Consider the following 23805-nt stretch of genomic DNA (forward strand, 5'->3'; position numbering starts at 1 on the left):
TGCTGGTATATTCTCACTCCATATGATATACCATAAGGGGGTATGCTATACAGAAAAAAGGAGTGAGGATAATAAAGATGAAATGGCTCAAGACATGCTTCTTTACTTCGGTGCTGATGGTGGCTCTAGTCGGATGTGGGGAAGAGACTTCGCACCCGGCAGGGTCCACGCAGCACGAAGATCATGCTAGTCATTCAACGACTGGCGAAGTTCCTGAAGGGTTAAAAGAAGCAGCAAATCCAATGTTTCAAGCAGGCAGTCAAGTGATGATCCGGGACGAGCATATGCCCGGGATGAAGGGGGCCAAAGCGACGGTGGCAGGTGCATATGAGACGGTTGTTTATACTGTGTCTTACACTCCTGTGGCAGGAGGAGACGAGGTAACGAACCACAAATGGGTGATTCATGAAGAGATTCAAGATGCAGGTTCAGATCCTTTGAAGGCGGGAACAACGGTAGTTTTAACGGCCGACCATATGCCTGGAATGAAGGGTGCCAAAGCAACGGTGGATTCTGCTCACTCGACGACGGTGTATATGATTGATTTCCTGCCGACTACAGGTGGGGCCATGGTTAAGAACCATCAATGGGTCACAGAAAATGAACTATCTCCATTATAAAAGACAGCTCATCAACTATTCGGTCAAGCTGAGAAAGAGCCCTGCTTACATGGCAGGACTCTTGTCAGCTTCGCCGTTACCCCAGCATCGCTACGATCTTGCCTGTGACATGCCTTGTCGCGATGTCGGTTAGAGCAGCAGGGACCTCGTCCAGGGTAATGGTGCTGGAGAGGGTAGAGGTGATCTTGCCCTCTTGCAGCATGGAAAGCATATGATCTCCCATCTGGGCAAGCTTGCGCTGCTCGGCGAGATTGCCGGAAGCATGAACGCTGCCGAGCGCAATAGAATGGAAGGATAAGGGATGAGCAAACGAGATCGCCTCATTGATTGAAGGCGGTCCGGCAATAAAGGATATCTGTCCATTGAAGGCGAGCGCCTTTAAGGAGCGGGTGGCATTGTCACGGCCGACCGTATCAAGGACATAATGAACGCCAAGGCCGTCTGTAATTTCCAGCGTCCGCTGAACGAAATCCTCCTGCTGATAGTCGATGGCGTAATCGGCTCCGAGCGACTGTACATACTCATGCTTGGGCGCAGAAGCGGTCGTTAGCACGGTTAGCCCGGCTGCTTTAGCCAGCTGAATAGCAAAGCCGCCGACACCGCCGGCTCCGGCATGGATCAGGATATTCTGTCCTGAAGACACATGCATTTTGTGGAACAACGCCTGGTAAGCGGTATAGCCGGCACAAGGAAGTGCGGCCGCATCCTGAAATGAAATGCCTTCCGGAATGACAGAAACCGTATGTGCTGAGGTAACGCCGTATTCAGCATATCCGCCCTTTTGAGTTAGATCAAGGTGACAAACGACCCGATCGCCAACCGAAATATGGTTCACGCCGGCCCCGATCTCCTCCACGATGCCGGCAGAATCCAGTCCAAGAATATGCGGATAGCTCCAGTGCGGATTGCCTTGATTTCCTGTTTTATAATCGACGGGATTTAGCGCGGTAGCCATAATACGAACCAGTACTTCACCTGGCTGGGGAGATGGTTTAACCGCTTCTCCAACTCTCATCTGACTGACCTCTCCGGGTCCTTGTAGCAGCAAAGCTTTCATTGCATGTCCTCCTTCGGCAAAAAATAAGATTAGAATGAAGATATAACGAAGCACACTTATTATAAAGAAGATGAAAGCTTCCCGGAAGAAGGCACTTGGAAGTGCCCATCCTCGTATAGTTGATTTTATACCCTGCAGGGTATAAAATAGGGCGTGATCCATAGCATACACAAAATACGAATACAGACGAAGGGAGGAGATCTAGTGTTCTGGCAAGCATTTTTACTGCTCGGCCTCGTGCTTTTCCTGCTCCAGCATCGCTTGGGGCCTGTGAAAGGGCTGAGATTTCTGGGCGAGGAGCAGCTGCTTCACATCAAGGAAAGTCGGCAAATACAGATCTTAGATATTCGAGACGCAACCGACTTCGAGAAGGGACATCTACCAGGGGCGATTAACATTTACATCGGCAGGCTCCCTTACGTCAGCATGAATGAGCTGGTGCCAGGAGAGCAGCTTGTGATCGTCTCTTCTTCAGCTTATCATATCAGGAAAGCAGCAAGAATATTGAAGAAGTCGGGCTATACCGAGCTGGCAGCCTTTGTATGCAGGGAGCATGCTGCCGGTCGGAGTCAGGAGCAGCGCCGAGCTGGCATGGGCGCATGCATCTCATAAATCAGCCGGAAGCAGGCATCCACGAATAAACCGTAGACACAGCCGCAGTGAAGCGACAGGTCTACGGTTTATGGGTGTCTATGCCTGATATACGCATCCTGTCCTGGCTTCAGCCGTTGTTTAACCCTTGACAGCAGAGCCGACCGTCATGGCTTTCTCGACCTGTTCGCTAAACAGAATGTAGACCAGCACCGTTGGAAGAGAAGCGACGGTCATGGCTGCTCCCATCGCGCCCCAGTCGGTAGTGAACTGTCCTTGAAAGAATAGCAAGCCGAGCGGGAGCGTCTTAAGATCCTCATCGGAAATGAGCATCAGTGCAATCGGGAACTCGTTCCATGCTGCCAGAAAGACAAAGATCACCATCGTGGCAATCGCCGGCTTGACAACGGGTATCATAATCCGGGAAAAGGTCTGGTATATATTTGCGCCGTCAATGCATGCCGCCTCTTCCAGATCAAAGGGAATACTGCGGAAGAAACCATAAAATACGAGAGTAGAGAAGGAAACATTAAACGCAATATAAGGCAGAATAATCGATCCATACGTATTGGTCAGATGAAAATCACGCACGAGGATCGCGAGTGGGATCATAATGACCTGAACCGGCACAAACATGCCGATCACGATATACATTTGAGCCAGCGTTTTGCCGCGAAATCGCATTCGGGCGACGGCATAAGCAAACAGCAGGGCGACAGCAATGGTTCCGATGACGGTGATGACAGATACCCACACACTGTTCAGGAAATAGCGCGGAACATTGAACTCGGTCATGGCAGACACGTAATTTTCAAACCGCAGCGTCCGGGGGAAGCCGAACGGATTCGTCACAAAGATCTCATTGTTGTCCTTGAAGGAATAAAACACCATCCAGATCAAGGGATACAGTGAAATGAGGGCATACAGCCAGAGAAAAATTTGCAGTAACGGTTGTTTACGCCTGAAGTTCATCCACATATGTTCATCCTCCTAGTACACAATCCGTTCCCGGGCAACGAGCCGGTTGATAGCAAAGGTCACAATCAGGCATTCAATGACGAGAAACGCAGCCGACGCGCTGCCGTAGCCGAACTCGCCAACGCGGAATGCTGAACGGTACATCATATAGGTCAAGGTATAGGTACTGGTGCCAGGGCCTCCCCCGGTCATAATGTACATATTTGCAAACGCATTCAAACCACCGGTAATCGCGAGGACCAGACAAAATTTATACGTCTCCGCCATCAGCGGAATCGTAATTTTCCAGTGTGCGGTCCAGCGTTCGGCACCGTCAATCTTGGCTGCCTCCATATATTGCTCTGGAATGGAGCGTGCGGCGGCCAGCAGCAGGGCGAAATGATAGCCCATATACTGCCAGGCGTTCACCATGGCGATGGCAAAAATGGCCGTTTTGCTGTTGCTAAGCCAGTCCTGGCGGTAGGACAGACCGAGGGCTTCAAATATTTTGTTTATCAGTCCATACTCTCCGTTGTAAATAGCGAGCCAAAGCTGACAGACGACCGTGATCGACAGAACAACCGGAATAAAAAAGCTGATCCGCAGCAGCTTGCGGCCCTTGATCAGGCCATCCGAGATGGTCAGCGCCAGCACGGTGCCGATGCTGATCTGCAGCACGGTTAGAATAAGTGCAAAGATCAGGCCGTTGTACAGCGAGGTATAGAAGAGGCTGTCCTCAAACATCCGCTTGTAGTTGTCCAGAAAGATGAAGGTTCCTTCCGTGAGGCCATCCCATTCAAACAGGCTCCGGTAAAACACCTGCAGGATCGGCCAAAAGACGAGCACCGTAAACAGTAGCAGGGCGGGAGAGATGAAGAGCAGGATGGCGGTCTTGTTTCCGAGAAATTTATTCATGCAGGCTCACTCCTCTGGCGTTCAATCTGGCGAAAAAAATACACACCGGCCTTCTCACCTGACCGGTGTGTACATGCTTCAGGTCGACTGTAATTATTTCAGAGCGCTTTCGAGGTCAGACACAAATTGCTGTGCCGAATAACCATCCATCAGCAGGCTCTGGCTGGCATCCTCAATCGCTGCCTTGAACTTGGCATTGGAGAGGCCCCAGGCAAACGCGGTTGTGCTTGTAATGTTGGGAATGTCCTCGGACAGCGTAACCATCATCGGGTCAAACGCCTTGGCCGGCTCCATGTCAACCTTGGTGGCTACAATCGGGCTGCCCTTCTGGGTGTACTTGAACTCCGCATATTTCAGTGCCATAAAGCTCGCAACCTCGGCGGCAAGATCCTTATGCTTCGTGTTGGCCGAGACAGCGAAGCCGCCCGGGCTTCCGCCGCCGCTGAAGGCCAGCTTGTTCTGCTCATACATGGCCTGATCCGGCGCCGGGTAGTACAGGTAGCCGGCCTTGTCGCCAAGAGCCTTGGTGGAAGCCTCAATCTCCCATTGTCCGTTGACGAACATGGCTGCCTTACCCTCATGAAACAGTGCTGCGGCCTGATCATAATTCAGGTTCGTTGCGCCCTTCGGCAGCAGTCCTGCAGCGACGAGGTCGATCACATCCTGGGCTGCCTTTCCATAGGCTTCGTCGCTTGGCTTCGTCTCCCCGCTGTCAAGACCTTTAATCCCTCTTGGATCATAGCGAGTTGCAAAAATATCATACAGTGCCGTAGTGATCCACTTCTCCTTGGCAAAAATCGACATCGGCGTAATGCCTTTAGCCTGGAAGGCCTCGATGGCTGTCAGCAGCTCCGCTTTTGTAGTCGGGATCGCCACGCCGTTTTGCTCAAACAGCTCCTTGTTGTAATAAATGAGCACGAACTCGTTGCCCGCATAAGGGAAGGCATAAATATGCTCGTCATCCGCGTACAGCGTGTTCATGGCGCTCGGCTGCATGTTGTCCTTGAATTTCATCTTCTCCGCATAGTCATCAAGCTGAAGGATATTGTTGGATTTGCGGAACAGATTGATCTGATCCTGACCGGCATTGAAAATGTCCGGAAGATTGCCTGTGGCTGCATAGGACTTCAGCTTCTGTCCATCGTCCTGGGCCTGAACCTCCAGCTCCAGCTTGACGTTAGGCATCTCCTTGGCCAGCTCGGCAGCAGCATAATCGTAATATCCCTTGGTGTCTTCATCCGAGTATTGGGCGTAGATGCGAAGTGTGGTTGTCTGCTCCTGTCCGCCCGCCTCCGGCGTACCGGCGCTTTCCTTGGAGTCACTGCCGCAGGCAGTTAATCCGAATACGAGAACGGAGCTTAAAAGTACGGCCAAGCTTTTTTTCATGACCAAGACCTCCCATAGACTGTGATCTGTTTATGCCTTTAGTATACCGGGCCCCGGCCGCTGAATTAATGCACTAAACGCTTGCAATTTGGATTATTCGCGCATGTAGGAGGATTTCGAATGCGGCAGATTTTCATATTCGCTCGGTGAATAGCCGAAGTATTTCTTAAAGGTTCTGCTGAAATAAGCGGGATCATGGTATCCGATTTCCTCTGCAATGTCAGACAGCCGGAGTGCCCGGTCGCTTGTCAGGAGAGAGGCGGCATGCTGCATTCGTTTTTGCAAAATATAATCCGTCACCGTCATACCATGCGTTTTCTTAAACAGTGCCCGCAGATAGCTGGAGTTAATGTACACACTGGCTGCAATATGCTCTACCTTCAGGTCCGGGTCGGTGTAATGCTGATCAATAAAAAGCTTGGCGGCTTCGGCAATTTTGCCCGATTTGGTCTTGCGGTGCAGCTGCATATACTGGTTCGCCTTGTGAAACAGGCCGATGATCCATAGCTTGGCTTCTTCCATATTGGGCTTCGTTACGATGTCGCTGTATGGGTAAAAATCTTCACCGAAGCAGTCCTCAATGGGATGTCCATTCTCGGAGACGCAGGACAGGCACAAGGAGACCAGGCTCATGCAAATGACAAACACGTAATCGATCGTCATCTGCGCCGACTCCAGCTTCTCAAAAATCCCCTCCAGCTGATCCTGAACCTCCTCCCAGTTTCCCGCACGCATACTGACCAGCAGCGCCTCGTGCATGCTCGGCGTCAGCAAGCCGACCGGGGACTTGCCGGCGACCGCGGCATGGGTGCTGTAATTGATAACCTGGTCATACCCCAGCACAAATTTATGCTGCAGCGCGAGCAGCGCCTCTTTGTAGGAAAGGGAAATCTCGGCAGGTCCTTGGTGCAGCCTGCCCACGCCGATCGTAACTGTAAATTTCAAATACTTGCGGATGAGAAACTTCAGCTTCTCACAGCCCTCGACATAGTCTGCCGGCGGCGGGGCAGGGAAGGAGAGACCAAGAGAGCCTAGTCCTCCGTCACCGCTGCCGACTTCAAAGATACATACGATTCGCCCTTCCGGTCCGTTAAAGACGATATGATTGCCGGAGAACGCCATCGTCTCGCTCAAAATATTCATCACCGCGAACTTCCACAGCTCCCGGTCACTGATCTGGCGCCATCGGGCGTTCATATTGTCAATCTCGATGCAGGCCGTCAGGAAGCGGCCGCTCTCAGGGACGGCACCCTGCTCCCGCAGGATCTCACTCAGCCGGGCCTCAGGGTCTGCGAGCTCACCGCTAACGAGCCGGTTCAGATCCACCTCGCGCCGCATGCGCCGGCTGGACTGATGCGTCTCTTTATCCTCCTGGACCTTGAGAATATCCTCTTGAATGTGCAGGAGTGTCAGCAGCAGCTCTTCTTTGGAAAAGGGCTTCAGGATATAATCCTGCACGCCCAGCTTCAGTGCTCTTCTCGCATATTCGAATTCATTATGCCCTGTTACGAGGACAATAGCGACGTGGGGACTGCGCTGCTTCAGTGCCTCGCTGAGCTGCAGGCCATCCATAAACGGCATGCTGATATCGATCAGAGCAATGTCCGGCATGGAGGACTCCGCCTGGGTCAAGGCGTCCTGGCCGTTCTTGGCAACCGCGGCAATCGTCATCCCATAGTCCTCCCAGGGCAGCAAGGTGCACAAATAATCTCGAAAAATCTGTTCATCATCCACGACCATCAGCTTGATCAAACGGTTCATTCCCTTCTGTGACAGGATTCCATGCTTGGGGCAGTGAGATGCGGACCGTGGTTCCCGAGTCTGGCTGGCTTTGAATTTGCAGGCCGTACGCCGGTCCGAAGAACAGCCGAATGCGATCATTGACATTTCTCAGTCCGTAGGAGGACCCCTTGCCTGCAGCGGGAGGAGAAGCGGCGGCGGCAGGATACAGAAGCCGCTCTGCTTGGTCTGCCGGCATGCCTTTGCCATTATCCTCTACGTCGATCTGGATGACGTCTCCATTCAGATCACACCGGATATGAAGGTGTCCGCCGCCTTCCTTTTCTTTAAGTCCATGATATATGGCATTCTCAACCAGCGGCTGGATAGTCAGCTTCAGAATCGGAACCTGATAGCATTCCGGACTGATCTCGATCTCATAAGTGAATACGTCCCGGTAGCGCACATGCTGAATAGCCAGGTAATCCCGAACAATGCGGATTTCCTCCTCCAGCGTAATGACCTCCCGGCCCTGACTCAGCGCAGCACGGTAGAAGTCCGCCAGCGCCTTGGTTGTATACTGCACCTCTCTCATCCGGTTCATCTGGGAAAGGGCATAAATCACATCCAGAGTATTGTACAAAAAATGCGGCTTGATCTGGGCCTGAATCAGTGCCAGCTCCACTTCACGCTTTTTCTTCTGCTCCTGCATCACATTGCGCAGAAGCTCCTTGATCCGGCGCCGCATTTGATTAAAGCCGAGGACAAAGTAGCCAAGCTCATCGCGTGACTTGACCTCCAGCTGGACATCCAGATGCCCCTCCTGAAATCCTTTCATGCTGCGGGCCAGCTCCACGATCGGCCTGGCAATGATTTTGGACAGGAAGCCAGCTCCGAGGAGGGCGAAGAGGCTGCAGAGTGCCGCGACCGCCAGCAGTGTCCATTGCAGCTGCTCCAGTCCATTGGTCAGAGCTTGCAGGGGCGTGATGCTGACCAGCTTCCATCCCAGCTCCGGAAAGCTGCTGGCGGCGAGCAGAGAGCGCTCACCCTCTATCATTCGTGTGCTGGCCCCCTGGGGAGTTGAGCTTACCCAGGAGCGGATTTCGTCCTCCGGGATTACGGTGAGCAGAAGCTGCGGATCTGAAGCAGAAATTACCTTGCCCTGTCCATCCGAGATGAAATAGCGTCCAGACGGCTCGGCGTTCAGCTTCTGCAGCACCTCGGACAGCTGCTCCTCGCGAATGAGAAGAAAGAGCAGACCGAGAGAATCGCCGGTCTGAATGTTAATAATTTTCTTGCCCAGGGTAAGCAGGGCGGCATCCGGATCGGTCGTCAAATATTCCCGGCGCTGCATGGGCAGCCAGAAGTTAACGCCGTTCGTCTTCATGACGCTGCGGTATGCATCCTGGCTCTGGATGCTGAGGCTGCGATGCTCCAGCTCCGGATGGGTCCCATACACCTTGCCTCCGGCATCAATAAATACGATGGAGTCTACATCTGGAAATACGAGCAGCGCGAGGCTTAGCTGCGTGTTAATCGCGTTGTAACGTCCCAGCTCATTCTGGCCCGATTTCCGCCCCTCCTCCAGCACCCGGTTCAGGTTTAAGGCCAGCATGTTGGCGGCGCTGGCGGTATTGCGAAGCATGCCGTCAATTCGACTGATCGTCAATGCTGAATTTTGCGTAAAGCTCTGGGTTGACTTGCTGATGATGGCACTGGAGTAGATCGTATTGGCAGTATAACCGACGATCAGGAGCGGGAGCAGCAGCAGGGGAAGATAGACCAGCATAATTTTGGTCCGTATTTTCCGATTGCTAAACCATTGCCGGAGCTGCAGGGCTTTTTTATATAATCTCATTAGGGAGAGCCTCACTTTCTTCAAGCAGCCTGATGAAGACAGCATCCACTTAATTGTAAGCGTAATCAAGGATAAGCGGAATAACAGGCCAAAGTCATTCGCAGCTGCTCTATACCAGCAGGCAGCTGCGTCGTCATGAGGTCTGTGCTCCCTTTCTGCCAGCGGATCAGGATCTGAAGATGACCTGTCCTTGAATCAGGCGCTTCTCCGGCTGTGCCGCCGGATGCTGGATACGCCATAGCAGCTGGTCAACGGCTCTCTGGCCGAGGGTTTCCTGATCCACCCGGACGGTTGCCTTCAAAGCCGGAAAAGCGTGAGTTTGATCAAAGCCGGTAAAGACGCATTCCTCCAGTCCCTCCATGGAGAGGCTGCGCAGTGCATCCAGGGTATAAGCAGCGTAGAAATCATTCACGCATACGAGCACCTCGGGCAGTTCGTGCTGACGGAATACCTCCTCCAGCAGCTGAGGGAATGATGACAAATCTGCGGAGAGCAGCTCCGGGATCTGTTCCTGCTTCAGCCCCAGCTCCTCCACTGTCGTGCGAAAGCTTAGCCAGCGTTCCCGGTAGCTCTGCGCTTCAGAGGAGAAGCCGATGAATTGAAATGAGGTGTAGCCTCTTTCTGTCATGCCTCTCACGAGGGTCTCCATCGCGGACCAATTGTCTGTAAAGATATGATCACACGAAATGTGCGGATCCACATGATCTACCATAACCAGAGGAAGGTGAAAGCGCTGAACCTCCCGCAGCGCGGAGGTGGAGATGTTGCCAATCGTGATGACTCCCGTGATCGCTTTCGGGTGGAGCAGGGAGTCCAGAGAATCACCGCTTACATCGGTCAAGGTCAACACCCGGATTGATTTCGCCTGCAGAGCTGCAGACAGCCCTTCAAACAGCGGACCCCAGTACGGTGATTCATCGTTCTGGTGCCTCAGGTTCGGAAACAGCACCAGTACGGTTCCGCCAGCAGGCAGAGCCTGATCTGTGGCAGGCCTGGCGGGAACCGGCGTCCGCATCGAAGCCGTCCGGTAGCCCATGTGCTCTGCGGTCTGAATAATAAGATCCCGAGTCTGGGGGCTGACCCCCGATTTGCCGGAAAGCGCCCGGGACACTGCATATTTGGACAGGCCTAAATGGTCTGCAATGTTTTGAATTGTGATTTTGCTGCGCATAACAACCTCCGTCAAGCTTTAATGATGATGCTTTCATGTCATGGCGATATAGCAGCGGCACTACGTAGACCCCTGTTTTCTTCGAAACTCTGAAGGGGACAAACCGGTAAACCGCTTGAAAAAAATACTGAACGTATGAATGGACGAAAAACACAGCTCCTCCGCAATTTCCGTCACCGGCTTGGTAGAGTGCAGCAGCTCATGCCTTGCTTTGTCCAGGCAGAGCAGCCGGATATAAGAGGCCAGCGGCATACCGGCTGCCTGCCGGAACTCCCGGGATAAGTGGGAGCGGCTAATATTAAACTGTGTAGCAAGCTCCTCAGGGGAGTGGTCATAGCGTATTTCCGCATGCAGGTAGTCAAGCGTTTGAATGACTGCAGGGTGCAGGGGACCCGGCTGAGAAATGCCGGTCGCCGGGTCCGGATTCCGGCATAAACGCAGCAGGATAATTAGCAGCTGCTGCAGCAGGGCGCCGGCCATTTCTCGATCGAGCAGCTGCGGCTCTTTCATTTCCGTAAACAATTGCTCAAAGAGAGCTCTCATGCTGCCGGTGGCATCCTTTGCGACCCGGCCAGGCCCAAGATGAATCAGCTCGCGCTGGAGCGCGGGGAGCAGGGACGGCTTAAATCCTAAATAATAAAGAGTAAAGGGCGACTGCTCTTCGGCAAGACCATAGTGTGCTTCTCCCGGCTTGGTGATCAAAAACTCACCGTGGTCCATCCGATACAGCGTGTTGTCGATAATGTAAGAGCTGCTTCCACGGACTACATAGCACAGCTCGTAATGATCATGAGAATGCACAGCCGTATGCCAGTTCTGCTTGTGATTGATGCCAATATAGTAAATGAGGCTTTCAGTGCCGTACGGCAGCTCCAGACGGTATTCTGTATCACTCTGCAGCATCTGGCGGACCGCCGGCTTGGGATGCTGTAAGGTAGGCCCCTTCACATTCATTCCCCCTTCTCCTTCATCACATGATCAGCAAGTTTAAATTTACACGTCTCTATTCTAAATACAAGTCGGTCATTGTTCAATATGATAGACCTAGATTTAAAAAACAAACCAAGTAACGACAGGAGCGTGATCTTATGAACACACGGAACGTGCTGGAGGATGTACTGCCAAAGGAACAGGATATTTCTTTTTTTGAAGAGAACGGGTACTGGCTGTCACCGGTTATTTTCTCGGATGAAGAATTGAAAGAAATGATGGAGCACCAGGACCGTTTGTATCGTGGGGAATATGAAACCGGAAGGGAGCCGGCGTCGAATTGGATTGAGGGGCGTGACCGTCCCGGGGCACTGCGCAAGACAGACAACAGCCATTGGGCTGACCTGACGCTGCGCAAGCTCGCTACCGATCCTGTCATCGGGTCCATCGCCGGTCGGTTGATGAAGGCGGATCAGATCCGGCTGTTCCATGATCAGCTGCTGTACAAGCCGGGCCGGGGAACGGGAAAAGAGTCCGTGAATGTAGGCTGGCATCAGGATTATGTATACTGGCAGTGCTGCAGTGAGCCGACGCTTATCACGGCCTGGGTTGCGTTTCAAGATACAGACTTATCGAATGGAAGCCTGCAGATGGTTCCTCGCAGCCACAAGTGGGGCATGCTGAACATTAATGATTTTTTTGAGCAGAATATGGAGAAGCAGGAAGAGGAGATGGAGATTCCGGAGAACGAGAGGTTTGCTCCGGTGCCGATGATCATGAAAGCGGGTCAGGTCAGCTTCCATCACGCGCTCACGATTCACGGGAGCGGAGCCAATAATTCCTCCTCGCCGCGTAAATCCATGGCGGTGCATATGATGACCGGAGACACCACCTACCGTTACAGCCCGAAAGGGGATCACCATTTTAACGCCCAGATGATGCAGGGCCGAGAAGGCGAGCGGTTTGAGGGTGACGCATGGCCGGTCATGTTCGATGCTTCAAAGGGAAATTGATGATCCAATCCTTCAGCTGCGGTCTTCTTTCGCTAGGTTTGTGTTATGTATGTGTCAAATAATCTGACTTTTAAAAGTATTATGTTAAATTAAATAACATGAATGCGTTGATATTTGCTGGATCTCTGCATATAATGATCATCAAGGACGAAAGATAAGTGAGGGCCACTCCCATCTACCCGAATCTGTGTTAATGATACTAACACAGAAGATGCTGGAGCAGGCTGCCGACAGTCAATGGTGAATTGCTGGTTTATTCAGCGGTTAAATGGTGGGACTCATTTGTTGCAGGGCTAAACCCGCAATTCCCCAGTCTCAGGCGTGTCTGCTCTGCAGCTTTCTATTGTTGATTTTCGTCCTGGCCTGCCTGTCGGTGAGAAACACCCCCTCTCAGACCGTCAGGAGGCTCTTTTTTTATGCCAAAATATAAATCAAAAGGCTGGGCGCCGATGAATCAGGTGCCCAGCCTTTTATATGGTCAGGAGCGTTCGAGAATGGTGTTCAGCGTCGTCTCGTCTAATCCTTTAACGAGCTTGATCAGCAGTTCCTTGGCCGCCTCGTAGTCATCGGTATGGATGATGGAGGAGGAGGTGTGAATGTAGCGGGAGCAGATGCCAATAATGGTAGAAGGAACACCGATGCCGCTGAGATGGACCTGGCCCGCATCCGTTCCGCCGGGAGATACGAAGTACTGGTACTTGATCCGGTGAGTGTCTGCTGTGTCCTGTACATACTCTACCATCCCGCGATGTGTCAGCATGGTAGGATCAAAAATACGCAGCAGGGCACCCTGGCCCAGTTGACCAAACTGGCTCTTGTCACCGGTCATATCATTGGCCGCGCTGGCATCCAGCCCAAAGAAGACGTCAGGCTGAATCAGGTTCGCTGAGGTCCGTGCACCCCGCAGGCCCAGCTCTTCCTGAACAGTGGCTCCGGCATACAGTGTATTTGGAAGCTCTTCGCCATGAAGAGCCTCAACCAGCTCAATGGCAAGCCCAACGCCGTACCGGTTGTCCCAGGCCTTGGCCATGATTTTTTTAGGGTTGGCCAGTGGTGTGAAATCACAGATCGGAAGAATCTGCTGTCCCGGTGTAATTCCGAAGGCTTCCGCCTCACTCTTGTTATCAGCGCCAATATCAATATACATACTCTTCATGTCCACAGGCTTGCTGCGCTGGGCATCATCCAGCAGATGAGTCGGTACAGAGCCGACAACCCCGACGACCGGCCCCTGCTTGGTTATAATCTGCAGGCGCTGGGCCAGTACAGTCTGGCTCCACCAGCCGCCCAGCGGCTGGAATTTCACCATACCCGCTTCTGTAATGCCAGTAACCATAAACCCGACCTCATCCATATGTCCGGCAACCATGACCTTTGGACCCTTCTTCTTGCCGCGCAGCACGCCAAAGATGCTGCCAAGCCGGTCCTGGACAAATTCGTCAGTGTACGGGGACAGCTTCTCCTTGACCAAGGCACGGAGGTCACGCTCAAAGCCGGGAGCAGCCGGAAATTCTGTTAAGGTGCGGAGCAGATCCAGGGTTGATTGTTTCATGCTATAAACTCCTTTGTTCGCTGTAAATTTTAATATTGCACTCTTTAGTATGCGCTGTTCCGGCACAAAAGTCCACGCACATAGCTCTCCTTGCAGTCAGGTACATATCCATGCAGCACTGAATACCATATCTTAATTTCATATCCTCTAGGGCACAGGGAGGGAGAGCAATGAGATGCCGGCCTTGGGAGCGTGATCCATGCCGGCGGCTTTGGCAGAGCAGGCTTATGATCCTGCTGCTGTTTGTGCTGCTGGTCATCGTGCTTCTCTTATAATGTCCTTATCCGCGGCGGCTGCAGCGATGCCGCCGCGGCATGGATGATTTACCCAAACATAAAGCAAGTCTTTACAATCCATAATGTTATTAACAGCGCCGGAATATAACCGGCACAGATTTAGGTTTGAATTCACAGCGGAGGTGCTTTTACATTGCCAGACTCCAAGTCCAGCTCTAATACCGGCTCCAAGGTCAGCTCCATGAGTGCAGAGGAATACAAAGCGGTCGCTCAGAAGCATCAGCCGCCGGGTCAGATTATGAAAAACTGCCTGAAGGCCTTTGTTGTCGGCGGCTTCATCTGCATTATCGGACAAGCCATTCAGCAGTTTTTTATGACGTTTTTTGATATGAGCACGAAAGAAGCCTCTAACCCGACCGTAGCGGTCATGATCCTGATCTCTGTCATTTTGACCTCCTTCGGGGTGTACGACAAGATTGCTCAATGGGCAGGGGCGGGGACGGCTGTTCCGGTCACCGGCTTTGCCAACTCCATGTGCTCTGCCGCGCTTGAGCATCGAGCAGAGGGGCTGGTGCTGGGGGTAGGAGCCAGCATGTTCAAGCTCGCGGGCTCGGTCATTGTGTTCGGTACGGTGGCTGCTTTTGTGATCGGAATTATATATGCCCTGCTGGGTGCCGGAGGAGGCCAGTGACGTATGAAGGTTAACGGACAAACCTGGGAGTATGAGCATCGGCCTGTCATTATTGGGTCCTCCTCCATTGTCGGCCCGGAAGAGGGCGAGGGACCGCTTGCCGAGGATTTTGACTTCATCTACGACAACCTTGAAATTAATGAAAAAACCTGGGAGAAGGGCGAACGCCGCCTTCTGGAGGATGCGGCCCGAAAAGCACTGGAGCTTGCGGGGATTCAGGAGGAGCAGCTGCAGTTCTATGTCGGGGGAGATCTGATGAATCAGATTATTAGCAGCTCCTTTGCTGCCCGCCAGATGGGCGTTCCTTATCTCGGCGTGTTCGGGGCCTGCTCAACCTCCATGGAGAGTCTGGCGGTGGCCTCGCTTCTGGTGGATTCCGGCGCAGCCCGGTATGCGATGGCAGGGACCGCCAGCCATAACTGTACCGTAGAGAAGCAGTTCCGGTATCCGACGGAATACGGCTCGCAGAAGCCGCCGTACGCCCAGTACACCGTAACAGGTGCAGGGTGCTCTGTCGTCACGAACCAAGGGAAGGGACCGCGCGTTACACATGCCACCATTGGCAAGGTCATGGACCTGGGTGTCAAGGACCCTTTTAACATGGGCACGGCCATGGCCCCGGCAGCGGCCGACACGATCTCGGCGCACCTGAAGGACACCGGGCGCACCCCGGATTATTACGATTTGATCGTCACAGGAGACCTGGCTTCCGTCGGGCATCCTATTACCCGGGAGCTGCTGCTGCAGGAGGGCATCGCCATGGATCAAACGAACTTCATGGACTGCGGCCTCATGATTTACGACCGCGACAAGCAGAAATACGCCCTGGCGGGCGGAAGTGGCTGCGGTTGCTCTGCTGTTGTGACCTACGGTCATATTTTGAAGCAAATGAACAGCGGGAAGCTGCAGAAGGTGCTGGTTGTCGCCACGGGAGCACTGCTGTCGCCGATTTCATATCAGCAGGGAGAAAGCATCCCCTGCATTGCACATGCCGTATCACTGGAGATGGGAGGTTAAAGACCATGCAGTTTCTCTGGGCATTTCTGATCGGGGGCCTGATTTGTGTCATTGGACAGCTGCTCATGGACGGAGCCAAGCTGACCCCCGCCCATACGATGAGTACCCTGGTGGTGTCGGGTGCGGTTGTTGAAGCCTTTGGACTGTACGATCCTTTGGTTAAATTCGCGGGGGCGGGAGCCTCAGTTCCTATTACAAGCTTCGGAAACGCTCTGGTTCATGGGGCGCTCACCGAGCTGGAGCGGGATGGCTGGATTGGTGTTGTCACGGGTATTTTCGAGGTGACGAGTGCCGGTATTTCGTCAGCCATTATATTCTCGTTTCTGGCGGCGCTGTTTGTCCGGCCAAAGGGCTAAGTCCATAACTATTCCAATAGAAGCATGGCGGAATCGGAGGCATTCTCCGGTCACTGCCGTGCTTCTTGTTGTTTGTAGGAGGGGCTACGGCAGAAAAAAAGGGCGGGTCCAAGGGGGCGAATGTACTCTGCGCCCGGGATCATGTACAATAGTTGTAAATCAACTATTTATTCCCTAACAGGAGGTTTATCATACATGCCCGTAAGCCAAGAATCGATCCGCATCATCTCATCCGTGCGATCCAACCTGGAATCGTGCCTGCTCGGTAAGGAGTTTGAAATTCAGCTGCTGCTTACCGCCATGCTTGCCGGCGGACACGTATTGATAGAGGATGTACCGGGAACCGGGAAAACCCAGCTGATCAAGGCTCTTGCCCGAACGATGCAGGGGGATTACCGCCGGATTCAATGTAACCCCGACATTTTGCCGAGTGATATTACCGGAGTTTCTGTGTTTCATCCCCGGGACGAGCAGTTTTACTTCCGTCCGGGTCCTGTCATGACTCATATTTTGCTGGCTGACGAAATCAACCGGGCGACCACGAAGACGCAGTCTGCGCTGCTGGAGGTCATGGAGGAGCGAAGTGTAACGGTGGATGGCGAGACGCATGAGCTGCCGCATCCCTTTATGCTTTGTGCGACACAGAATCCGATTGACTTCGAAGGCACCTACATGCTGCCGGAGGCCCAGCTGGACCGCTTCATGCTGAAGCTTAGCCTGGGGTATCCCGATGCCAATACCGAGAAGGAGCTGCTCTTCCGCTCCCGTCACGGTCAGATGACGGACAAGCTGCAGCCGGTCACCTCCATGGAGACCATCGCTTCCATACAGCGCGAAATCCAGGATGTGTTTCTTGGAGAGCCGGTTGCGGACTACCTGCTCGGCATTACCAGATCGACGCGGGAGCATCCGGCAGTTCTGCTGGGGGCGAGCCCTCGGGCGACGATCTCCTTCATGAATGCCGTGAAGGCCTACGCTTTTTTGCAGGAGAGAGATTATGTGCTACCCGATGATGTGAAAATTCTTGCGCCATATGTGCTGTCCCACCGGATCATGCTGCGTCCGGAAGCCCGGCTGGATAAGACGACGACGCTGTCCGTACTGGAATTTATTCTGCGGCAGGTCAAAGTGCCGGTTCAGATGGGGAGATAGGCCATGCGCCATCAACGATCCATGTCCATGAAAGGCATCAAGCCGGGAAATCTCGCAGCGATCCTTACTGTTTGGTGCATGGTGCTGCTATATGTTCTTTTTCAAGGCGGCAAAACCTCGCTTATGCTCTTCTCCATGGTCAGCCTGCTGGCCATCTATCTGATCGGCTTTGGCATGGGGGGAGTCAACCGGGTCAAAGCGGCTCGAACGGTAACGGCGTCAGACCAGCAGGAGGGTGTGCTTCATGCCGGGGAGCAGGTTCAGGTCAGCATTCAGGTTACCGTTCCGGGCCTGCTGCCCATGCCGTATTTGATTGTGCGGGAGGTACTAAAGCGGCATAACGGGGATTCCTGGTCCTTTGAGGAAAGTGTAATCCCGAACCTGCGCGGCACGGGAGAACTGCTGTTCCAGACACCTGCTCTGGAGCGTGGCCACTATACCTTTCAGCGTACAGAGTGCGTTAGTGAGGATATCTTCGGACTGATGGAGCATCGCGGAGGCTTCGAGCTGAACACCTCCTTCCGCGTACTCCCGAGAACGATTCCGCTATTGGGATGGCAGCGTCAGCTTCGCAATGTTCGCGGCGGCGGGGCTCAGACAACCACCGCAGCCTCCCGGCGGGAAACAACACAAATTAATGGAGTTCGTGATTATGTGTACGGTGACCGGATTTCCCGGATTCACTGGAACGCTACAGCGAAGACCGGCTCCTGGAAATCGAAGGAGTTTGAGCATGAATCTTTTCCGCAGACCCTGATCCTCCTGGACTGCAAAGCCCAGGGGTACCGCAGCACCGCACAGTTTGAAACGGCGGTGTCTGCGGCAGCATCTTTGCTGGAATCCGGCGCTCGGGAGCAGGCCGGCATCGGATTGTTTACCGCAGGCAAGGAGAACAAGCTGTTTATGCCCAGCACGTCCCAAGGGGAGCGGATGTCCATGCTGCAGCATCTGGTCGATGTAGATGCTGACCGGAAGGAGAGCCTGCTGTCCTCGCTGGAAAGGTCAGGGCGTGAGCTTCCCAAAGGCTGCCTGCTGCTGATCATTACTCCGGAAGTAGGAGAAGAAGCGGTGTCATGTATCCGATGGGCGGAGAACCGTGGCATGAATCCGTGTTTGTTGAAGATTGCAGCTGCAGAGAAGTCTGCAGAGCCCGGAGATTACACTTCTTATCTGCAATCCCGAGGACTGCTGCTATACACAGTCTCTTCTCTGGAAGAGCTGCCGCTTGCGTTAGGAGGGAGGGCATCATGACACATAAGCATCATTCCTCCTGGCTGCTCCATATCCTCAAGCTCTTATGGATTTGGCTGCTGCTGCAGCAATGGGTGTCTTTCACGGAGCCGCTGCTGTTTGAAGAGACTACCGCTGGCATCATGACAGCGTTAGCTATTACAGCCGTCATTGAGGCGATGGTATTCCTCAAGCGAATCATTCGGGTACCGCTGCAGCTGGCACTTATTGTGTATGCCGTCTTCCAGACGCTGTCCAGCTACAGTATTCCGGTCCCTGACCGACTGGGTGAGATCTTCCGAGATGATCAGTACCAGCATGTGCTTCCTTATATATGGTTTGCGCTTGCGGCCTGGGCGATCTTTAACTTTATAGCGGTATGGGTGAACAGCAAGCGCAAGGTTTTACTGGTCGTCGGCCTGAATATTGTGGCCTTTGGTATTCTGGATTCCTTCACCGCCACGGAGCTGTGGAAGGAAACGGCTTGGGTTGCCGGTATCGGGATGGCTTGGCTGGTGACCGAGCATTTCAACCGGTTTCGCCGCCGTTTTCCGCAGGGCTGGGCACTTCTGCGAAGAAATCCGCTGAAAATATTGGGTAACATTCTGGTCATCTTCTCGCTGATTATATTTGCCGGCGTTAATATGCCGACGGTTCAGCCCTCGTTAACAGACCCTTATACGGCCTGGAGAGAATGGAGAGGTATGCCTCTTTCCAGCGGTTCTGGCGGCCTCGGGGGCCTTGGAACCCTGCTGAATCCGGGGGGAGAGAGCACCTCCGGCTATGGGCGGGAGGATAACAACCTGGGAGGCGGCTTTAACTTCGACTATTCTCCGGTTATGTCGATTGCCTCGGAGGAGCGAAGCTATTGGCGCGGCGAGACCCGCTCTACCTACTCCGGTACAGGCTGGACTAACAGACAGAGAACTCGCGGGAGCCAGTCGATTGATCCCGGTCAGCAGCTTCCATCAGAAGGACAGGGCAGCGTGCCGTCCACAACGGTGGAGCAGAGCGTAACGATGCTGAATGATGAGGTTTATCCGGTTCTGTTCGGAGCGTACTCCATGTCCCGCGTCGATGAGGTGGAGCTGCCACAAGACAGTGAGCTCCGCTGGAAGAGGGAGGGCGCTGAGCTTCATTTCACATCCGAGTCCAGACAGCCCGCCTATCCGAAGCAGTATACCGTTACCTCGGAGATTCCGATGATTTCGTGGGAGGAGCTGAAGGAGAAATCCGCAGATGAGCTGTATGCTAATGCTCCGATGGATGTGAGCTATTACCAGATCCCTTCCGATTTCCCGGACCGGGTCCGCGGGCTGGCCGAGGAAGTGACACAGAACGGAGACACCCCGTATGAGAAGGTATTGCTGCTGCAGCAATATTTGCAAAGCAGTGAATTCTCCTATACGAATGCTCCGGATCTGTCTAACAAACGCAGCGATGATTTTGTAGACAGCTTCTTGTTTGAGATCCAGGAAGGCTATTGTGATTATTTCTCCACCTCGATGGTCATGATGGCCCGTTCTCTGGATATTCCCGCCCGATGGGTGAAGGGCTACGCTCCCGGCAACGTCCCGAATGAGCAGTATATGTCGCCGGATGGCACCAGAACAGCCTCGGGCAGCTATACGGTAACCAATGCCGATGCCCACTCCTGGGCGGAGATTTATTTCGGGGAATACGGCTGGATTCCGGTCGAAGCGACGCCAGGCTTCACGATGCCGATTCTGGCAGGGGCAGAGCCCCAAGAGCCTGTTGCTGAAGAGGAGCCGGAAGAGGAGACGCCTGCAGAAGAAGAGGAGGAAGAGGAGCAGGCTGCTGCTCCTGCAGCCTCGGCTTCAGAGGACTCTGGCAGCTTGACTGCGCTGCTTGGAACTGCCGCTGGCATCGTTCTGCTGCTGTGGCTCGGTTATGTTATTTGGAGAAGACGCTGGAGCTTCCGTTTCCTGAGAGCCCGGCTGTCGACTGGCAAGCCGCTCACTCCAGCGGATAAGGTAGTGGCAGAGACGGAGCGCTGGCTCCGGTCTGTCCGCAGGAAGGGCCTGCAGCAGGGACATAATGAAACGCTCCGGGAATCCGTGCTCCGGTGGAGGGAGCAGCAGCCGGCGCTGACGCCGCTGCTTGAGCCGCTGCTTCGCCGCTTTGAGCATGCGAGGTACAGCCCGGTTCAGGTGGAGCCGGAGGCGTGGCGGGCTGTTCAGGAAGATGCAGTTCGGCTGAAAAAGGGTATAAAAAAGGCAAAGACCGTATGATTGCTGCCGTTCGCCTTCCTTTTACGGAACGGCGGGCGGCTTTTTCATGAAGGACGGGGCCTTTAACCCAAAAAAACTGATGCAAATTCATGAATGGGGCTATCCTAAATCCAGGAGCTGTTTATTTAGACTAAGCTTCTGGAATATGGTATAGTTTTTCCTATGAAATTGAGGTGAATCCATTGTTTAAGATGCTTATTCCCAAGGAAAGAGTCAGTACCGTATTCGATATTGATCTGGAGGGGCTATACGAGCAGGGCTACCGAGGAATTATTACGGATTTGGATAATACCCTGGTGGGAGCCAAGGCGCCTCTCGCGACACCGGAGCTGCTGGAATGGTTCAAAAAGGTGAAGGAAATCGGATTTCAATTAATTATCGTATCCAATAACCAGCTGGAGCGCGTATCGAAATTTGCCACTCCGCTGGATATTCAATATGTGCATGAAGCCCGCAAGCCGAGTAATCTGCCCTTCCGTAAAGCGATGAAGATGATGAATCTGACAGCGGATCAAACGATCGTGGTCGGAGATCAGATGCTGACAGACGTGTACGGCGGAAACCGGCTGGGCTTATTCACCATTTTGGTGCTGCCGATTGCGCTGCATGATGAGGGATGGGTTACGCGTTATTTCAATCGCCGTGTAGAGCGCATTGCGCTAACCCGTTTGCGCAGACTGGGATTATGGAAAGAGGAGGACAAGGAATGATTGAGCCGGCAGGCGGACAAGACATCAAGAAATGCAGGGGGTGCGGTGCTGCACTTCAGCATGAATCACAGGACAAGCCGGGGTATTTGCCAGAGAAGGCAGCCGGCCGGGAGCCGGTCATTTGCCAGCGCTGCTTCCGAATTAAGAACTACAACGAAGCGGCCGCGGTCGCTGTGGACCAGGATGAATTTCTGCGGCTTCTGGGACAAATCGGTAATCAAGAGGCGCTTGTCATTCATATCGTGGATATTTTTGATTTTGAAGGCAGCCTGATATCGGGCTTGCAGCGCTTTGTAGGCAACAACCCTGTTATTCTGGCTGTGAACAAGATTGACCTGCTGCCCAAAGTGACGAATTGGAACAAGCTGCGCAACTGGGTGCAACGACAGTGCAAGGAGCATGGGCTGCGGACAAGCGAGATTGTACTCTGCAGTGCCAAGAAGAACCAGGGCTTTGACCGGCTTCTGGAAACGATCGCTGAAACGCGGGGAGACCGGGACGTATATGTAGTTGGCGCGACCAATGTCGGCAAATCGACCCTGATCAATCGTTTGATCCGCGATTACAGTGATCTCGATGAAGAGCTCACCACCTCCCGTTATCCCGGTACGACCCTGGATATGGTTCATATTCCGCTGGATGACGGACGTGCGATTATTGATACTCCGGGAATCGTTTACCCATGGAGATTCAGTGAGTTGGTGGTTCGGGAGGACTTGGGCGTGGTGATGCCAGAGAATCCGCTCAAGCCGCTGGTCTATCAGCTGGATGAAGGACAGACCTTGTTCTTCGGCGGAATGTGCCGGTTTGATTTCATTCAGGGAGCACACCAGTCGTTTACTGCCTTTATCAGCGGAAGCTTGAAGATTCACCGTACGAAGCTGGAGCGGGCAGATGCACTTTACGCAGATCATGCGGGCGAGCTGCTCTCACCACCCTCCAAGAAATCTCTGGAGCACATGCCAGACTGGACGCGTCATGAGCTGAGAATACCGAAGGGCTCCAATTGGGATATCTTTATCTCGGGCCTGGGCTGGATCAAAGTGAATGGGGATCAAGGTGCTTTAACTGCTGTGCATGCGCCGAAAGGCGTGAGAGTACTGACACGCCCGTCTATGATTTAAGCAGGGCTTTACGGACAAGCTCAAGCTAACGAAATGGGGAGAAGGGAAATGACGGGGAGCGAACAGCTGGAACAATACAGCGGGGCTTTACTGCTGGGGGTATTGGGGGACCCGATCGCCCATTCCAAATCGCCGGCGATGCATAATGCGGCATTAGCGGCATTGGGGACAGCGGGTCACTATGTGCCGCTTCATGTGAAGCCGGAGCAGCTGCAGCAGACCATGGAGGCGATCCGGACGCTCGGCTTTCGCGGAGTGAATGTGACGATTCCGCACAAGGTTGAGGTCATGAAGTACTTGGATGAGATTGATGAGAGCGCAAGAATGATCGGGGCGGTCAACACCATCGTGAATGATCAGGGCCGCCTGAAGGGCTACAATACCGATGGTATCGGGTATGTGAGATCTCTGAAGGAGGAGGCTGTTCCACACCTCAGCGGCAAGCATGTCGTCGTATTGGGGGCGGGCGGAGCTGCGCGGGGTATCGTCCATGCGCTCTCTCTGGAATCACCGGCCCGGATATCTATCATCAACCGTACGGCTTCAAGAGCGGTGCAGCTGGCTGAGGATGCCGGGCTTGGCAGCGCGGCCCAAGGGTACGGAGAGGCAGAGTCGGAGACAGTGATGGCTTCTGCAGAAGTCATCATCAACACGACCTCTGTCGGAATGCATCCGCATGTAGATGAGCTGCCGATTCGTGCCGACTGGATTCCAGAAGGAATCGTGGTCAGCGACCTCATCTACAATCCGCTGAAGACGAAGCTGCTGGAAGTCAGTGAAGCCAAGGGCTGTAAGGTCCACAGCGGGCTCGGGATGTTTGTTTATCAGGGGGCGTATGCTCTGGAGTACTGGACGGGGTTGCCCGCACCGGTAGAAGTTATGAGGCAGGCTGTACTGGGCAGCTTCTGAGAGCTGGCAGCAGCCAAGAATAGCATCACATTTGAAATGGATAAGGGAGTAATGAGATAGCATGTTGACTGGAAAGCAAAAAAGACATTTACGGGCACTCGCCCACCATTTGGATCCGGTATTTCAGGTAGGCAAGGGAGGCAGCAATGAGCACTTGATCCGTCACATCAACGAAGCGATCGAGAAGAGAGAGCTGCTAAAGGTGTCGGTGCTGAATAACTGCATGGAGGAGCCGCGTGATATCGCAGCGGAGCTTGCCGAAGGAACCGATGCAGACATCGTACAGGTTATCGGCAAAACGATTGTGCTGTACAAGGAATCCAAGGACCATAAGACCATCGAGCTTCCTTGACCCTACA

The 23805-nt window shown here is 53.5% G+C and carries 22 protein-coding genes; 13 read left to right on the forward strand and 9 right to left on the reverse strand.

The features are described 5' to 3' along the window. The first annotated feature begins 77 nt into the window (after positions 1–77). Positions 78–620, forward strand: coding sequence for a YdhK family protein (locus E6C60_RS06890; protein ID WP_138225181.1), 543 nt, complete (start codon positions 78–80; stop codon positions 618–620). Positions 621–696: 76 nt separating this feature from the next. Here the strand turns inward: E6C60_RS06890 and E6C60_RS06895 are convergent, their stop codons facing one another. Beyond that, positions 697–1677: a zinc-binding dehydrogenase gene (locus tag E6C60_RS06895; protein WP_138225182.1), complete on the reverse strand. Its 981-nt coding sequence runs from the start codon at positions 1675–1677 to the stop codon at positions 697–699. Positions 1678–1881: 204 nt separating this feature from the next. Between E6C60_RS06895 and E6C60_RS06900 the strand changes: the two genes are divergently transcribed. Beyond that, positions 1882–2289, forward strand: a complete 408-nt coding sequence (locus tag E6C60_RS06900) for a rhodanese-like domain-containing protein (RefSeq protein WP_175415236.1) — start codon at positions 1882–1884, stop codon at positions 2287–2289. 120 nt (positions 2290–2409) lie between these two features. Here E6C60_RS06900 and E6C60_RS06905 read toward each other — a convergent pair whose 3' ends face one another. The 7 genes from E6C60_RS06905 to E6C60_RS21500 form a co-directional block, all read right to left on the reverse strand. Next, positions 2410–3246, reverse strand: coding sequence for a carbohydrate ABC transporter permease (locus tag E6C60_RS06905; RefSeq protein WP_217496391.1), 837 nt, complete (start codon positions 3244–3246; stop codon positions 2410–2412). A 12-nt stretch (positions 3247–3258) separates the two neighbouring features. After that, positions 3259–4140, reverse strand: a complete 882-nt coding sequence (locus E6C60_RS06910) for a carbohydrate ABC transporter permease (RefSeq protein ID WP_138225184.1) — start codon at positions 4138–4140, stop codon at positions 3259–3261. Positions 4141–4233: 93 nt separating this feature from the next. Beyond that, positions 4234–5526 carry an ABC transporter substrate-binding protein gene (locus E6C60_RS06915; protein ID WP_138225185.1) on the reverse strand — a complete coding sequence of 431 codons (1293 nt, stop codon included), beginning with the start codon at positions 5524–5526 and terminating at the stop codon, positions 4234–4236. Positions 5527–5619: 93 nt separating this feature from the next. After that, positions 5620–7287 carry a response regulator gene (locus tag E6C60_RS06920; protein WP_175415237.1) on the reverse strand — a complete coding sequence of 556 codons (1668 nt, stop codon included), beginning with the start codon at positions 7285–7287 and terminating at the stop codon, positions 5620–5622. Next, the gene (locus E6C60_RS06925) at positions 7253–9103 is read right to left on the reverse strand and encodes a cache domain-containing sensor histidine kinase (protein WP_175415238.1); all 1851 of its coding nucleotides are present in this window, start codon (positions 9101–9103) and stop codon (positions 7253–7255) included. Before E6C60_RS06925 ends, E6C60_RS06920 begins: the two co-directional genes overlap by 35 nt. A 166-nt stretch (positions 9104–9269) precedes the next feature. Next, complete coding sequence (locus tag E6C60_RS06930; RefSeq protein WP_138225188.1) at positions 9270–10274, reverse strand: LacI family DNA-binding transcriptional regulator; 1005 nt, start codon at positions 10272–10274, stop codon at positions 9270–9272. Between the two features lie 60 nt (positions 10275–10334). Further along, positions 10335–11228 (reverse strand): AraC family transcriptional regulator, encoded by an 894-nt coding sequence (locus E6C60_RS21500; protein ID WP_138225189.1) that lies wholly within the window; start codon positions 11226–11228, stop codon positions 10335–10337. Positions 11229–11362: 134 nt separating this feature from the next. Here E6C60_RS21500 and E6C60_RS06940 point away from each other — a divergent pair, with 134 nt between their 5' ends. Further along, positions 11363–12217, forward strand: coding sequence for a phytanoyl-CoA dioxygenase family protein (locus E6C60_RS06940; protein ID WP_138225190.1), 855 nt, complete (start codon positions 11363–11365; stop codon positions 12215–12217). A 478-nt stretch (positions 12218–12695) separates the two neighbouring features. Here E6C60_RS06940 and E6C60_RS06945 read toward each other — a convergent pair whose 3' ends face one another. Further along, a complete protein-coding gene (locus E6C60_RS06945; RefSeq protein ID WP_138225191.1) occupies positions 12696–13769 on the reverse strand; it encodes a M42 family metallopeptidase in 1074 nt (357 codons plus the stop codon). A 477-nt stretch (positions 13770–14246) separates the two neighbouring features. On the opposite strand from E6C60_RS06945, the gene spoVAC reads away from it, so the two are divergent. The 10 genes from spoVAC to yhbY all read left to right on the forward strand — a co-directional run bounded on the left by spoVAC (position 14247) and on the right by yhbY (position 23798). Beyond that, complete coding sequence (gene spoVAC / locus E6C60_RS06950) at positions 14247–14696, forward strand: stage V sporulation protein AC (protein ID WP_138227673.1); 450 nt, start codon at positions 14247–14249, stop codon at positions 14694–14696. Positions 14697–14699: 3 nt separating this feature from the next. Further along, positions 14700–15713 (forward strand): stage V sporulation protein AD, encoded by a 1014-nt coding sequence (gene spoVAD, locus E6C60_RS06955; RefSeq protein ID WP_138225192.1) that lies wholly within the window; start codon positions 14700–14702, stop codon positions 15711–15713. Between the two features lie 5 nt (positions 15714–15718). Continuing rightward, positions 15719–16069, forward strand: coding sequence for a stage V sporulation protein AE (gene spoVAE, locus E6C60_RS06960; RefSeq protein ID WP_138225193.1), 351 nt, complete (start codon positions 15719–15721; stop codon positions 16067–16069). 195 nt (positions 16070–16264) lie between these two features. After that, on the forward strand, positions 16265–17221 hold the full coding sequence (locus E6C60_RS06965; RefSeq protein WP_138225194.1) for an AAA family ATPase: 957 nt from the start codon (positions 16265–16267) through the stop codon (positions 17219–17221). Between the two features lie 3 nt (positions 17222–17224). After that, the gene (locus E6C60_RS06970; protein ID WP_138225195.1) at positions 17225–18472 is read left to right on the forward strand and encodes a DUF58 domain-containing protein; all 1248 of its coding nucleotides are present in this window, start codon (positions 17225–17227) and stop codon (positions 18470–18472) included. Further along, positions 18469–20703 carry a transglutaminase TgpA family protein gene (locus E6C60_RS06975; RefSeq protein ID WP_138225196.1) on the forward strand — a complete coding sequence of 745 codons (2235 nt, stop codon included), beginning with the start codon at positions 18469–18471 and terminating at the stop codon, positions 20701–20703. The genes E6C60_RS06970 and E6C60_RS06975 overlap by 4 nt, the downstream gene beginning before the upstream one ends. Before the next feature lie 182 nt (positions 20704–20885). Then, a complete protein-coding gene (locus E6C60_RS06980) occupies positions 20886–21413 on the forward strand; it encodes a YqeG family HAD IIIA-type phosphatase (protein ID WP_138225197.1) in 528 nt (175 codons plus the stop codon). Continuing rightward, positions 21410–22537: a ribosome biogenesis GTPase YqeH gene (gene yqeH, locus E6C60_RS06985; RefSeq protein ID WP_138225198.1), complete on the forward strand. Its 1128-nt coding sequence runs from the start codon at positions 21410–21412 to the stop codon at positions 22535–22537. The genes E6C60_RS06980 and yqeH overlap by 4 nt, the downstream gene beginning before the upstream one ends. A gap of 48 nt (positions 22538–22585) precedes the next feature. Next, positions 22586–23446: a shikimate dehydrogenase gene (gene aroE / locus E6C60_RS06990; protein WP_138225199.1), complete on the forward strand. Its 861-nt coding sequence runs from the start codon at positions 22586–22588 to the stop codon at positions 23444–23446. Between the two features lie 61 nt (positions 23447–23507). Next, positions 23508–23798 carry a ribosome assembly RNA-binding protein YhbY gene (gene yhbY, locus E6C60_RS06995; RefSeq protein ID WP_138225200.1) on the forward strand — a complete coding sequence of 97 codons (291 nt, stop codon included), beginning with the start codon at positions 23508–23510 and terminating at the stop codon, positions 23796–23798. Positions 23799–23805 lie beyond the last annotated feature (7 nt).

The organism is Paenibacillus algicola (genome assembly GCF_005577435.1).
GTDB classification, from domain to species: Bacteria; Bacillota; Bacilli; order Paenibacillales; family Paenibacillaceae; genus Paenibacillus_AQ; species Paenibacillus_AQ algicola.

What these genes read in the sequence shown, in the direction of transcription:
- E6C60_RS06920 (WP_175415237.1), bottom strand. Translation starts at nt 7,287, where the DNA reads ATGAACCGTTTGATCAAGCTGATGGTCGTGGATGATGAACAGATTTTT.
- spoVAE (WP_138225193.1), top strand. Translation starts at nt 15,719, where the DNA reads ATGCAGTTTCTCTGGGCATTTCTGATCGGGGGCCTGATTTGTGTCATT.
- E6C60_RS06930 (WP_138225188.1), bottom strand. Translation starts at nt 10,274, where the DNA reads ATGCGCAGCAAAATCACAATTCAAAACATTGCAGACCATTTAGGCCTG.
- E6C60_RS06895 (WP_138225182.1), bottom strand. Translation starts at nt 1,677, where the DNA reads ATGAAAGCTTTGCTGCTACAAGGACCCGGAGAGGTCAGTCAGATGAGA.
- E6C60_RS21500 (WP_138225189.1), bottom strand. Translation starts at nt 11,228, where the DNA reads ATGAATGTGAAGGGGCCTACCTTACAGCATCCCAAGCCGGCGGTCCGC.
- E6C60_RS06915 (WP_138225185.1), bottom strand. Translation starts at nt 5,526, where the DNA reads ATGAAAAAAAGCTTGGCCGTACTTTTAAGCTCCGTTCTCGTATTCGGA.
- E6C60_RS06975 (WP_138225196.1), top strand. Translation starts at nt 18,469, where the DNA reads ATGACACATAAGCATCATTCCTCCTGGCTGCTCCATATCCTCAAGCTC.
- E6C60_RS06945 (WP_138225191.1), bottom strand. Translation starts at nt 13,769, where the DNA reads ATGAAACAATCAACCCTGGATCTGCTCCGCACCTTAACAGAATTTCCG.
- yhbY (WP_138225200.1), top strand. Translation starts at nt 23,508, where the DNA reads ATGTTGACTGGAAAGCAAAAAAGACATTTACGGGCACTCGCCCACCAT.
- aroE (WP_138225199.1), top strand. Translation starts at nt 22,586, where the DNA reads ATGACGGGGAGCGAACAGCTGGAACAATACAGCGGGGCTTTACTGCTG.
- spoVAC (WP_138227673.1), top strand. Translation starts at nt 14,247, where the DNA reads ATGAGTGCAGAGGAATACAAAGCGGTCGCTCAGAAGCATCAGCCGCCG.
- E6C60_RS06890 (WP_138225181.1), top strand. Translation starts at nt 78, where the DNA reads ATGAAATGGCTCAAGACATGCTTCTTTACTTCGGTGCTGATGGTGGCT.
- E6C60_RS06965 (WP_138225194.1), top strand. Translation starts at nt 16,265, where the DNA reads ATGCCCGTAAGCCAAGAATCGATCCGCATCATCTCATCCGTGCGATCC.
- E6C60_RS06905 (WP_217496391.1), bottom strand. Translation starts at nt 3,246, where the DNA reads ATGTGGATGAACTTCAGGCGTAAACAACCGTTACTGCAAATTTTTCTC.
- E6C60_RS06970 (WP_138225195.1), top strand. Translation starts at nt 17,225, where the DNA reads ATGCGCCATCAACGATCCATGTCCATGAAAGGCATCAAGCCGGGAAAT.
- spoVAD (WP_138225192.1), top strand. Translation starts at nt 14,700, where the DNA reads ATGAAGGTTAACGGACAAACCTGGGAGTATGAGCATCGGCCTGTCATT.
- E6C60_RS06940 (WP_138225190.1), top strand. Translation starts at nt 11,363, where the DNA reads ATGAACACACGGAACGTGCTGGAGGATGTACTGCCAAAGGAACAGGAT.
- yqeH (WP_138225198.1), top strand. Translation starts at nt 21,410, where the DNA reads ATGATTGAGCCGGCAGGCGGACAAGACATCAAGAAATGCAGGGGGTGC.
- E6C60_RS06910 (WP_138225184.1), bottom strand. Translation starts at nt 4,140, where the DNA reads ATGAATAAATTTCTCGGAAACAAGACCGCCATCCTGCTCTTCATCTCT.
- E6C60_RS06925 (WP_175415238.1), bottom strand. Translation starts at nt 9,103, where the DNA reads ATGAGATTATATAAAAAAGCCCTGCAGCTCCGGCAATGGTTTAGCAAT.